At 39.1% G+C, this 12,391-nt stretch carries 6 protein-coding genes, 17 tRNA genes and 1 pseudogene; 22 read left to right on the top strand and 2 right to left on the bottom strand.

From position 1 onward, the window contains the following. Positions 1–38 precede the first annotated feature (38 nt). From IQI_RS01285 to IQI_RS01205, 17 genes are all read left to right on the top strand, one after another. A tRNA-Gly gene (locus IQI_RS01285) sits at positions 39–113 on the top strand. 9 nt (positions 114–122) lie between these two features. Further along, positions 123–211: transfer RNA gene (locus IQI_RS01280), tRNA-Leu, on the top strand. A 28-nt stretch (positions 212–239) separates the two neighbouring features. Beyond that, positions 240–316: transfer RNA gene (locus tag IQI_RS01275), tRNA-Arg, on the top strand. 7 nt (positions 317–323) lie between these two features. After that, positions 324–400, top strand: a tRNA-Pro gene (locus IQI_RS01270). Between the two features lie 9 nt (positions 401–409). Then, positions 410–485: transfer RNA gene (locus IQI_RS01265), tRNA-Ala, on the top strand. A gap of 80 nt (positions 486–565) precedes the next feature. Further along, positions 566–642, top strand: a tRNA-Met gene (locus tag IQI_RS01260). A gap of 4 nt (positions 643–646) precedes the next feature. Next, positions 647–723 (top strand) — tRNA-Ile (locus IQI_RS01255). 16 nt (positions 724–739) lie between these two features. Beyond that, a tRNA-Ser gene (locus tag IQI_RS01250) sits at positions 740–832 on the top strand. Between the two features lie 23 nt (positions 833–855). Next, positions 856–929: transfer RNA gene (locus tag IQI_RS01245), tRNA-Met, on the top strand. A 78-nt stretch (positions 930–1,007) separates the two neighbouring features. Further along, positions 1,008–1,084, top strand: a tRNA-Asp gene (locus IQI_RS01240). Positions 1,085–1,104: 20 nt separating this feature from the next. Then, a tRNA-Phe gene (locus IQI_RS01235) sits at positions 1,105–1,180 on the top strand. A 13-nt stretch (positions 1,181–1,193) separates the two neighbouring features. Next, positions 1,194–1,269 (top strand) — tRNA-His (locus tag IQI_RS01230). Positions 1,270–1,278: 9 nt separating this feature from the next. Next, positions 1,279–1,352: transfer RNA gene (locus tag IQI_RS01225), tRNA-Gly, on the top strand. A 2-nt stretch (positions 1,353–1,354) separates the two neighbouring features. Next, a tRNA-Ile gene (locus IQI_RS01220) sits at positions 1,355–1,431 on the top strand. A 9-nt stretch (positions 1,432–1,440) separates the two neighbouring features. Continuing rightward, positions 1,441–1,515 (top strand) — tRNA-Asn (locus IQI_RS01215). A 4-nt stretch (positions 1,516–1,519) separates the two neighbouring features. Continuing rightward, positions 1,520–1,610, top strand: a tRNA-Ser gene (locus IQI_RS01210). 4 nt (positions 1,611–1,614) lie between these two features. Further along, positions 1,615–1,686 (top strand) — tRNA-Glu (locus tag IQI_RS01205). A gap of 165 nt (positions 1,687–1,851) precedes the next feature. Here the strand turns inward: IQI_RS01205 and IQI_RS01200 are convergent. Next, positions 1,852–2,253, bottom strand: a complete 402-nt coding sequence (locus tag IQI_RS01200; RefSeq protein ID WP_082892554.1) for a hypothetical protein — start codon at positions 2,251–2,253, stop codon at positions 1,852–1,854. A gap of 827 nt (positions 2,254–3,080) precedes the next feature. On the opposite strand from IQI_RS01200, the pseudogene glgB reads away from it, so the two are divergent. The 5 genes and pseudogenes from glgB (at position 3,081) to IQI_RS01175 (ending at position 11,020) form a co-directional block, all read left to right on the top strand. Continuing rightward, positions 3,081–5,078: pseudogene (gene glgB, locus IQI_RS01195) on the top strand (1,4-alpha-glucan branching enzyme). Continuing rightward, positions 4,981–6,114, top strand: a complete 1,134-nt coding sequence (locus IQI_RS01190) for a glucose-1-phosphate adenylyltransferase (RefSeq protein WP_408006815.1) — start codon at positions 4,981–4,983, stop codon at positions 6,112–6,114. The pseudogene glgB and the gene IQI_RS01190 overlap by 98 nt, the downstream one beginning before the upstream one ends. Before the next feature lie 40 nt (positions 6,115–6,154). Then, a complete protein-coding gene (locus tag IQI_RS01185) occupies positions 6,155–7,183 on the top strand; it encodes a GlgC family sugar phosphate nucleotidyltransferase (protein ID WP_064091083.1) in 1,029 nt (342 codons plus the stop codon). Further along, a complete protein-coding gene (glgA, locus tag IQI_RS01180; RefSeq protein WP_064091082.1) occupies positions 7,180–8,625 on the top strand; it encodes a glycogen synthase GlgA in 1,446 nt (481 codons plus the stop codon). The genes IQI_RS01185 and glgA overlap by 4 nt, the downstream gene beginning before the upstream one ends. Beyond that, entirely contained in the window at positions 8,615–11,020 is a 2,406-nt protein-coding gene (locus tag IQI_RS01175) for a glycogen/starch/alpha-glucan phosphorylase (protein ID WP_064091081.1), read from the top strand. Before glgA ends, IQI_RS01175 begins: the two co-directional genes overlap by 11 nt. Before the next feature lie 45 nt (positions 11,021–11,065). Here IQI_RS01175 and IQI_RS01170 read toward each other — a convergent pair whose 3' ends face one another. Next, entirely contained in the window at positions 11,066–11,824 is a 759-nt protein-coding gene (locus IQI_RS01170; RefSeq protein ID WP_064091080.1) for a TraR/DksA C4-type zinc finger protein, read from the bottom strand. Positions 11,825–12,391 lie beyond the last annotated feature (567 nt).

The raw sequence follows: 12,391 nt of genomic DNA, 5'->3' as shown, positions 1-12,391 counted from the left end.
CGTGGGGGTTCAAGTCCCTTCACCCGCACCATTCATATGCGAAAGTAGTTCAGTGGTAGAACACCACCTTGCCAAGGTGGGGGTCGCGGGTTCGAATCCCGTCTTTCGCTCCAGAAGATTTTGCCGGGGTGGCGGAACTGGCAGACGCACAGGACTTAAAATCCTGCGGTAGGTGACTACCGTACCGGTTCGATTCCGGTCCTCGGCACCATTGTTTTTTAAAACAAAATAGCTTATTAGCGCCCGTAGCTCAATTGGATAGAGCGTTTGACTACGGATCAAAAGGTTAGGGGTTCGACTCCTCTCGGGCGCGCCATATACTTCGGGAAGTAGCTCAGCTTGGTAGAGCACTTGGTTTGGGACCAAGGGGTCGCAGGTTCGAATCCTGTCTTCCCGACCACTTCATTTTGGGGCCTTAGCTCAGCTGGGAGAGCGCCTGCTTTGCACGCAGGAGGTCAGCGGTTCGATCCCGCTAGGCTCCACCAATTATTTTGCAAAAGTAAAATAATTGCACTTGATATTTGCAAAGGCAAACTATCTAACAATTAGATATAAATTGTTTCTTGGCGGTGTAGCTCAGCTGGCTAGAGCGTACGGTTCATACCCGTGAGGTCGGGGGTTCGATCCCCTCCGCCGCTACCATTAGGGACCTTTAGCTCAGTTGGTTAGAGCAGACGGCTCATAACCGTCCGGTCGTAGGTTCGAGTCCTACAAGGTCCACCACTTGCATTTTATATACGGAGGAATACCCAAGTCCGGCTGAAGGGATCGGTCTTGAAAACCGACAGGGGTGTCAAAGCCCGCAGGGGTTCGAATCCCCTTTCCTCCTCCATTTTTATTATTTATTTTTATCGTCGCGGGGTGGAGCAGTTCGGTAGCTCGTCGGGCTCATAACCCGAAGGTCGCAGGTTCAAATCCTGTCCCCGCAATACCATTTTGACTTTGGATATCATAATCCTTTAAGAGTCACGTATGGAAAGTTATTTTGACTGTCGTCAAAAAACTCTGGTCCGGTAGTTCAGTTGGTTAGAATGCCTGCCTGTCACGCAGGAGGTCGCGGGTTCGAGTCCCGTCCGGACCGCCATTTTTAAAGTTTTACATAGTGGCTCAGTAGCTCAGTTGGTAGAGCAATGGACTGAAAATCCATGTGTCGGCGGTTCGATTCCGTCCTGAGCCACCATTTTCTATTTATGGCGATTGTGGCGAAGTGGTTAACGCACCTGATTGTGGTTCAGGCATTCGTGGGTTCGATTCCCATCAGTCGCCCCATACAATAGTGCGGGTGTAGTTTAGTGGTAAAACCTCAGCCTTCCAAGCTGATGATGAGGGTTCGATTCCCTTCACCCGCTCCAATGGGCCTATAGCTCAGCTGGTTAGAGCGCACGCCTGATAAGCGTGAGGTCGGTGGTTCGAGTCCACTTAGGCCCACCATTTTAATATTCCGCAGTAGCTCAGTGGTAGAGCTATCGGCTGTTAACCGATCGGTCGCAAGTTCGAATCTTGCCTGCGGAGCCATTACGGAGAAGTACTCAAGTGGCTGAAGAGGCGCCCCTGCTAAGGGTGTAGGTCGGGCAACTGGCGCGAGGGTTCAAATCCCTCCTTCTCCGCCATTAAGGCCCATTGGTCAAGCGGTTAAGACACCGCCCTTTCACGGCGGTAACACGGGTTCGAATCCCGTATGGGTCATTAACGTAAAGGACTATCATTAGATAGTCCTTTTTTGTTTTTTATTTAGGCTTTGTTAAACTTTAATGTTCATATTAGGCATAAAAGTGGAATTTTCATAAAGTAGGAAGTTCCACTTTCTTATTTAACTAAGGATGTCGTTACTACAACAAGAGAAATGCCTTTTTAATATCTTTCAATACTTATCACATTATCGGATGGAGTAAGGTATCCCTTTTCTCCTATTGAAAAGTCAGTACCTTGACGTGCTATCTCAATATATTGAACGACTTTATCGTTGTTAAGGAAAACCAAAAGATATATATCGTCTCTAGTATCTATATTGGATGGGTCTTTAAAATCAAAACCTAATTGTTCCTCAATACCTTCTTGTGTACTATAAGGTGTGAACAGGAGAGCTTTTTCCCAGTCGAATGTCGTCAATGATCTAATATTTATCTCACTTTTATTTTGATCCCCAACAACAGAATAAATAGCTTCCTCTAATTCTGTATCATGCTGGACATCACTTTGGCTACATCCAACTAATAATAGAAAAAGAAGTACAATAACAGATACCTTCTTCAAAATTAATCTCCTTTCATTTAACAATTATACGAAGATGCTTTTATCAAAATCTAGATAACCTAAGTGTATAATATGCTTCTATATTTTGTATTACGTTTTCTTTAATAATCTAGTCATTCATTTTAAAAGGGTTTCTTTGATGTTAAATGGATTCTAATACTTGGAGGCAAATTCATCTAGAAATGTGTGTAGGAGCAATAACATTTTCGGAATTCTACAATATGAACTTATATTATTCCGTAAACGCTACTCTGAAATCAGATAGTTTGTAGAATTGGGCCAGAATCTCTATATATTGAGCCACTTTTCAAGGAAATTGGGCCAGATTTAAGGTGAATTGAGCCACTTTGTGAGCACATCTTGTATTTAATTAAGAAGTAGTAATCACTTTTATTACTCTTAGATTTAGTTTCCCCCTACCATATTTAGTTCATCGATTCATAACCTATATCACTATCCCCATGTATAAACAATCTTACCTTCCAAATACTTTTATTAGATTTACCTACTCAGCAATAGCCAACATTTTTATTCTTTAGCCACTTCCTAATTAACCACTCTAAGATTCTAAAACCAAAATAAATTCTTATACATGAGTTTTCTATCTTCTATTTAAAACTACTTCTTCTTTTTTAATGAAAAAACCTTTCGACACCATTCATCAAAAATTCGTAATGAAAACCCTATCATTTGGAACTTATTTACATTTGTTGTTACTAGATCTCCCTCCGTGTAGGATATTGTCGGAATTGGACGATGTTTATATAAAGGATTTTCAAGTATATCAAAGAAAGTAGTTAGTAGATTGAAAAAATGTAGGTGAGATGATGAACGCAATGATGATATCTGATTATGATGTTTTTTTATTTCATGAGGGAAGTATGCAGCAAGCTTATCAGTTTATGGGCTCCCATGTGAGGAGAACTCCTTCTGGAACCTATACAGAATTTTGCGTTTGGGCACCGAATGCCAGAGGTGTTAGGTTAGTAGGTTCATTCAATGATTGGAATGGGCTTCATTATAAGCTTAGCAAAAGAAATAATGAAGGTATTTGGACAATTAGAGTAGATGGGAATTTATCGGGTGAAACATATAAATATGAAATTATGACTTCATCAGGTGTTAAAAAGCTTAAGGCAGATCCTTATGGGGTTGCATCAGAGAAACGCCCCCGTACTGCAAGTATGGTCTATGAATTACAAGGCTTCCAATGGGAGGATGAAGAGTGGCTGGAACAACGGTCAAAGAAGACTGTGTATGATCAGCCTATGTTCATTTATGAAGTCCATTTGGGGACATGGAAGAAGAATAAGGGAGAGTTTCTTTCTTACAAAGAGCTGGCACAAGAGTTAATTCCCCATGTGAAGGAACATGGTTTTACTCATATTGAGCTACTCCCTATAACGGAGCATCCTTTTGATCGTTCATGGGGCTATCAGAGCACTGGTTATTATTCCCCTACAAGTCGTTATGGGTCTCCCCATGAGGTAATGCAGTTCATAAATGAATGTCATGTACATAATATTGGGGTGATATTGGATTGGGTACCAGGGCACTTTTGTAAGGATGCACATGGACTTTATGAGTTTGATGGTTCATTTGTATATGAATATGGAGAAGAACGTGATCGTGAAAATTATACGTGGGGAACAGCCAACTTTGATTTAGGAAAGGGAGAGGTTAGAAGCTTCCTTCTATCAAATGCCCGCTTTTGGATGGAAGTTTATCATATTGATGGATTTCGAATAGATGCAGTTTCAAACATTATTTACTGGGCTAATCAAGGAGAGATGTCACCGAATGATGGAGCCCTTCAGTTTTTAAAGAAATTAAATCAGTCTGTATTCGAATATGACTCGTCCATATTAATGATTGCAGAGGATTCAACAGATTGGCCACAGGTCACATCTCCTGTTCATTATGGTGGACTCGGCTTTAATTATAAATGGAATATGGGCTGGATGAATGATGTTCTGAAATATATGGAAACGCCCCCTTCAGAGCGAAGAGATGTTCATTCATTGATTACGTTTTCTCTTTTATACGCATTTTCCGAGAATTACGTCCTTCCATTTTCTCATGATGAAGTTGTTCATGGGAAGAAGTCTTTGTTAAATAAGATGCCGGGAGACTATTGGCAAAAGTTTGCTCAGTATCGACTGCTACTTAGCTATTTAGTAGCACACCCAGGAAAGAAGTTATTGTTTATGGGCAGTGAATACGCTCCTTTTTCAGAGTGGAAGGATCTAGAAGAAATAGATTGGCATTTAACAAGTTACGAATTTCATCACAAATTTAATTCATATTTTAAAGAACTTCTGCATTTATATAAAGGTGCTAAACCATTATATGAGCTCGATCATCGTTCAGAAGGGTTCGAGTGGATTGATGTGAATAATGCAGATCAACAGATTTTTTCCTTTATTCGAAAGGCTAAAGAGAGCAATGATCATCTAGTGGTAATCTGTAATTTCAGTCCTAATGTTTATCACCAGTATAAGGTGGGAGTAAATCTTGCTTCTTATTACGAAGAAATATGGAATAGTGATGATGATCGATTTGGTGGTTCACATCAAGTAAATCCTCATCCTCTTCATGTGCATCAAGGGGCGTATCATGGAAGAGATGGATATGTGGAAATGACGATCCCGCCATATGCTGCTGTTTACTTAAAACCAATAAACTGAAAGGGGAGATAGAAGAATGGCAAAAGGACGATGTGTGGCTATGTTATTAGCAGGAGGAAAAGGGAGTCGGTTGAGTTCGTTAACAAAAAACCTAGCGAAACCTGCTGTTCCTTTTGGAGGGAAGTACCGCATCATTGACTTCACTTTGAGTAATTGTACAAATTCAGGAATCGACACGGTGGGTGTTCTTACTCAATATCAACCATTAGTCTTAAATTCTTATATTGGAATAGGTAGTGCATGGGATCTTGATCGGAAAAATGGAGGAGTAACGGTTTTGCCACCATATGCTGAATCCTCTGAAATGAGATGGTATACAGGGACAGCAAGTGCCATCTACCAAAATATGAATTACTTGGAACAGTACGATCCAGAGTATGTTTTGATTTTATCAGGAGATCACATTTATAAAATGGATTATAGCAAAATGTTGGATTATCACATTGAGAAAAAAGCAGATGTGTCTATCTCTGTTATAGAGGTTGGTTGGGATGAAGCAAGTCGATTCGGGCTGATGAATACCAATGAAGAGATGAGAATCACGGAGTTCGAGGAAAAGCCTGCCTACCCTAAGAGTAATCTTGCCTCAATGGGAATCTATATTTTTAATTGGAGTGTTTTAAAAGATTATTTAGAGATGGATGAGCGTAACCCTGATTCAAGCCATGATTTTGGAAAGGATGTCATTCCTTTGCTCCTGGATGAGAAGAAGAAGTTAATGGCCTATCCCTTTAAAGGATATTGGAAGGATGTAGGTACGGTTAAAAGTCTATGGGAAGCAAATATGGATTTGATTGATGAGAAAAACAAATTAAATTTATTTGATCATGATTGGAGAGTGTATTCTGTCAACCCTAATGAGCCGCCACAGTATATTTCGGAAGACGCTCTTGTTGAAGGATCTCTTGTGAACGAAGGATGCACCATTGAAGGAAGTATTAGTAAATCTGTTCTCTTTCAAGGCACGACCGTTAAAAAAGGAGCGCACGTCAGCCGTTCAGTTATTATGCCTGATGCTGTTATCGGGGAGAATGCATATATTGAACAAGCGATTGTTCCATCAAATGTAAAGGTTCCAAATGGGGTATGTATTATGCCTGAAGAGGGATCTGATGAAATCATATTGGTCACTGAATCATTCATTGAAACACTACTTGAACAAGAAGAAGTGTAACGGTTGAAATCTATAATACAACTTAAGAGGAGGAAGTGTTTTGAAAAATTCATTGCTTGGTGTTATTGATGCGACTAGTTATTATGATTCGTTAGAGGATTTACTTTTACATCGTTCATTGGCTGCTTTACCCATAGCAGGAAGGTATCGGTTAATTGATTTTGTTCTTTCGAATATGGTGAATTCTGATATCGGTTCTGTGGCAATATTCCCTAAGTTCCAATATCGTTCTCTCATGGACCACCTGGGTTCAGGAAAGAACTGGGACTTAAACAGAAAGCGTGACGGATTATTCTTCTTTCCGGCACCAAGTCTGGATGCAAGTGAGGAGGGAGTAGGCTCCTTTAATCATTTTGCACACCATATTGATTATTTTAATCGGAGTTCCCAAGAGTACGCTTTAATCAGTAACTGCTTTACTTTGTGTAACATTAATTATTTACCTGTTTTAGAAAGACATATCCGAATCGGTTGTGATATAACGGAAATTCGTCATAACGGGAAATCCTTAGACATGTACTTAGTAAAAACGTCTACGCTGATTGAGTTAATCAATGAACGACGCAATACTGGGTATACGTGCATGAAGGATGTTGTAGAGGATATTGAAAGTGAGTTTAAGGTATGTGGATATGAACATATTGGTTTTGTTGAAACCATTGATTGCATTGAGGATTATTACGAAGCAAGTATGAAGCTGTTAAATATTAACTATTGGAAAGAACTCTTTAAAAAGGATACCCCAATATATACAAAGGTTAAAGATGAACCACCAACTCGCTATACTTCAGCTGCCAGTGTGAAAAACAGTATTATTGCAAATGGCTGTTATATTAAAGGGAAAGTTCAAAATTCTACTATGTTTCGAGCGGTAAAGGTGGGTGTGAATACCTCTATTTCAAATAGTATTATTATGCAAAAGAGTCAAATTGGAGATAACTGTGTATTAGAGAATGTAATATTAGACAAAGATGTAAGAGTCGAGGATGGCGTGAAGCTAATAGGAGATCCTACCAAACCAATTGTCATTCGGAAAGGAATGATACAAGGAGCGCTGATGAATTCGTGAAGGTGTTATTTGTTGTATCTGAATGTGTCCCTTTTATTAAGTCAGGTGGCTTAGCAGACGTTGCAGGTGCATTACCTAAGGAGCTAAGGAGTTTAGGGACTGATGTTAGAGTGATTCTACCTAAATATGGTGGAATCCCTCATGAGTTTCGCTCTAAAATGAAGAAAAAGAGAGAATTTTTTGTTTCGATTGGATGGCGGAACCAATATTGTGGTATTGAAGAAATAGTTGAAAGTGGCGTAACCTATTATTTTGTTGACAATGAATATTATTTTAACCGAGATCAATTATATGGCTATTTTGATGATGGTGAACGCTTTGCATTTTTCACCAGATCCGTGTTAGAAGGTATGAACGTTCTGGATTTTTATCCTGATGTTGTTCATTGTCACGATTGGCACACAGGAATGGTTCCCTTTTTATTGAGAACGGAGTATCAAGACAGACCAGGGTATTCCTTTATGAGAAGCGTGTTTACGATTCACAATCTTCAATTCCAAGGGGTATTTCCTAAGCCTGTCATGACCGATTTATTAGGGATTCATGACAAGTATTTTCATTCTGATTATCTCGAGTTTTATGGGAATATCAATTTTATGAAGGCAGCATTGATTTCTTCGGATTATGTGACAACCGTAAGCCCTACATATAAAGAGGAAATTCTTACCCCTTATTATGGGGAAAAGCTGCATGGCATATTAAATCAACGATCTAACCAGTTACTCGGGATCCTTAATGGTATAGATGATTCTGTATATAATCCCGAAGAAGGGGAGTTTCCCTTCTTTAGTGGAAACATTCAAGGAAAAATGAAAGCTAAGCTTCATTTACAAAAACAGTTAGGGTTAGAAGAGAATGAACGAATTCCTCTTGTAGCTATTATTTCAAGATTAACTAATCAAAAAGGACTGGAACTCATTCGGGCTGTTTTTCATGAAATGATTCAAGAAGAGGTCCAATTTGTTTTGTTGGGAACGGGAGATTGGGAGTTTGAACAGTTTTTCCGAGAGATGCAGTCTCAATATTCTTCGAAAGTTAGGGTTCAAATAGGATTTAATGAAGATTTAGCAAAACAAATCTATTCTGCTTCAGACTTGTTTTTGATGCCTTCAAAATTCGAGCCATGCGGGCTAGGACAGTTAATCGCCATGAGATATGGGGCATTACCCCTTGTACGGGAAACAGGCGGCTTAAATGACACAGTGGAGTCATACAATGAAGAAACGAAAACAGGTAATGGTTTCTCATTTAAAAACTTTAATGCACACGATTTGCTTTATACCTATAAGAGAGCTCTGACATATTATCATGAGAATCCAGAAACATGGAATCATATCGTAAGGACTGCCATGAATAAAGATTATAGTTGGGCTCAATCAGCCTTTAAGTATAATCAACTTTATGCAGACTTGGTATCAAGGAGTGAAAGCCATGTTTTCTGATCACAATGAGTTTAAAGAAATGTTTCTGAAAAAGCTCGAAATGATGTACGGAAAAACCTTCCCTGAATCCACAACTCAGGATCAATTCTTCACTTTGGGCAATCTAATTCGTGAGTACATTAGTATGAATTGGATTCACACCAATGAACAATATCGTTTTAGTAAGCAAAAGCAAGTCTACTATCTATCCATCGAATTTCTCCTCGGCCGTCTGCTGCGTCAAAATCTAATGAACTTAGGTATTTACGATATCGTGGATAAAGGCTTAAAGGATTTAGGGATAGATTTGAGTGAAATAGAGGAAGTTGAACATGATGCAGGTCTTGGGAATGGAGGATTAGGGAGACTGGCAGCGTGTTTTTTGGATTCCTTAGCCTCCCTCAATTTACCTGGTCATGGATGCGGGATTCGATACAAGCATGGTCTGTTTGAGCAAAAAATTGTCAACGGATTTCAAATGGAATTACCTGAACAATGGTTACGACATGGTCATGTTTGGGAGGTGCGAAAATCAGACTTAGCTGTTGAGGTTCCTTTTTGGGGCAAGGTGGAATCTTATAAAGAAGAGGATGTTTTAAAGTTTCGTCATGTAGAAGCTGAAGTTGTATCGGCGGTTCCCTATGATATGCCTGTGGTAGGTCACGAAACATCAACAGTGAATACCTTGAGACTGTGGAGTGCTGAGCCAGCAGCTTATAAAGCAGGGAAAGATATGATGAAGTACAAGCGGGATACAGAAGCCATTACGGAATTCCTTTATCCAGATGACACACATGATGAAGGAAAAATACTTCGTTTAAAGCAGCAATACTTCTTAGTATCAGCAAGCATTCGTTCCATTCTTAATTCATATCTTTATCGGTATGGACATTTAAAAGAGTTGCATGAGAATATATCGATTCATATAAATGACACTCACCCTGTTCTTGCCATACCAGAATTGATGAGAGTTCTGATAGACGAGCATTCTTTTGAGTGGGAGGAGGCTTGGGAGATTACAACGAAAACATTCGCTTATACAAATCATACCACTCTATCTGAGGCTTTAGAGAGATGGCCTATTCGTATTTTTCAACCTTTATTGCCGAGGATATATATGATTGTAAATGAAATCAATGAACGGTTCTGTAAGGATTTATGGAAAGCATACCCTGGTGATTGGAAAAGAATCGAGGAGATGGCGATTATTTCACATGATGAAGTGAAAATGGCTCATCTTGCTATTGTCGGTAGCTTTAGTGTAAATGGAGTGGCGAAAATTCATACGGAAATATTAAAGCAGAGAGAAATGAACTTATTCTATCAATATTATCCTGGGAAATTCAACAGCAAAACCAATGGCATTACCCATAGAAGATGGCTGCTTAATAGTAATCCTCCATTAGCTAAGCTAATTAGTACAGCTATTGGAGATGATTGGATTGGGCAACCAGGCAAACTAGTAAACTTGCAGAATTTCAGTCAAGATTCATCCTTTTTAAATGAATTATATAACGTGAAACAACTAAACAAGAATAAATTAACAGAACGAATTTTCAAAAATAATGGACTTAGAGTAGACCCAACATCAATCTTTGATATTCAAGTGAAAAGACTGCATGCCTATAAACGCCAATTGTTGAATGTACTGCACATTCTTCATCTATATAATCGTTGTATAGAGGATTCTAGCTTTGACTTTCATCCTCGAACGTTTATATTTGGAGCGAAAGCCTCTCCAGGCTATTTTTACGCAAAGAAAATTATAAAACTGATTCATTCCGTAGCAGATTTAGTAAACAATCATCCACTTGTCAGGGATCGAATTAAAGTGGTGTTTTTAGAAAATTATCGAGTTTCTCTTGCAGAAGAAATCATTCCCGCAGCGGATATTTCTGAACAGATTTCCACAGCGAGTAAGGAGGCTTCTGGAACGGGGAATATGAAGTTTATGATGAATGGTGCTCTTACGTTAGGCACTCTGGATGGAGCGAATATTGAAATTTTAGAGCAAGTGGGGATCGATAATATCTTTATCTTCGGTCTGACTGCAGAGGAAGTAATGAAATATCAGTCGCATGGAGGCTACTATGCCATGGAGTATTATCACTATGATACGCGTATTAAAAAGGTGTTGTCTCAACTGATTGATGATACACTTCCTGAAGCCGGAGACCATTTTGAAATGATTTATGACTCTTTATTAACTGAAAATGATCATTTCTTTGTTTTACGTGATTTTGATTCGTATGTAAGAGTACATGATATAGCTGGTAGAGCCTATGAGAAGAAAGAAGAATGGTCACGAATGTGCTTACAAAATATTGCAAACTCTGGATATTTCTCAAGTGATCGTACGATTGAAGAGTACGCGAAAGACATATGGGGAATTGCCCATGGAAGTTTAACACAATAGAGAATGAGAAAATGCTTGGGAATAAAGGACCCCAAGCATTTTCATTTATTTATTATTCTTTTTGTTTGAAACATAACTATCGCCATCTTTATATGGGATGTCTCCCATGGTTGATTCAATATCATTTTCATCAAGCATTTCTTCATAGTTTTCATGGGTCTTTGAAGGGTATGCCTTTCGGTTAGAGCCTTCAATGTCAGTCCCGACAAAGGATTCAAAATCCTCTGTGAATCCTTCTGATGTGTCTTCACCCTGGTAAAGTTCAGAGTAGTCTTCATAATCACCTTCAAAGTCAGACGGGGTTTCTGAGGTGCCAAAACGTCCTACCTCTTGGAAGCTGTCTTCGTCATCACGAACATTTCCCTCTGATTTGTGTCTAAACTCATTATCGATTGGAGGTTGTAAAACATCTTCCTCCACCGGTCTGTCTTGAGGTGTTGATTGCTCAGGTGAATGATCTTTGCAGTACAGTGTGGTAGGAATAACTTCTAATCGTTCGTAAGGAATCTCTTGCCCACATTCTTTACATTGCCCATAAGTTCCTTCTGTGATTGCCTGTAATGCGTTCTGAATTTTATTTAATTCAATTTTTGCATGATCATCAATTGCATAATCCTTTTCTCTTTCATATAATTCGGTTCCCATATCTGCAGGATGATTATCATAGAGAGAAAGTTCCCCTGAATTATCTCGTTCATTTGTATGATGAAGACTGTCTAAATCTCGATTTAAATGCTCCTGTAACTGACTTTCTTGTTGGAGTAATTCCTTTTTTAATGTCTCTATTTGACTGTTTGAAATCACTTTCTTCACATCCTTCATTAATGTTCAGCCTGTACCAATAAAAGCTGAATTTAGATAAATAATGTACTATCCATACTTTATCCGAAAGTGGTGTCATTAAAACATAAAAAAACAGAGTGGAACAAAAAGACATGTTCCACTCTGTTTTTTAAATTGTTCTTTTCGCAAAAGTTGTTGTTTTATAACATAAGTGTTGTCAATGGCTCTGTCGACTAGTATGTGCAGGATGGTGAGGTGAACCGCTCCGCTTTCCGCGGACGTTCGGCCTAGCCTCCTCAGCTTCGCTTCCAGGGGTCACGGCACGACCGTACTTCCGCAAGAGTCTACGTAGTTTCCCTCACCATCTATAAGGAGTTTGTGACAGAGCTGGATAGTGAAAAAACAATCTAAAACTATACAAGCAAAAATCGACCACTGTACACCTTGAAAAATGGCTGTTTTCGAAAGGTATAAGGTATTTATATTAGTCTATATTAAGAAACTCATACTTAGAAAGTTGATTGGAGCGTAAGGTGCTCGACTCCTGCGGGAATAGCGGGAAAGTTGAGACCCCACAGGGCAAAAGCC

The organism is Rossellomorea aquimaris TF-12 (genome assembly GCF_001648555.1).
Taxonomy (GTDB): domain Bacteria; phylum Bacillota; class Bacilli; order Bacillales; family Bacillaceae_B; genus Rossellomorea; species Rossellomorea aquimaris.
This window is presented reverse-complemented; position numbering and strand designations above follow the sequence as displayed.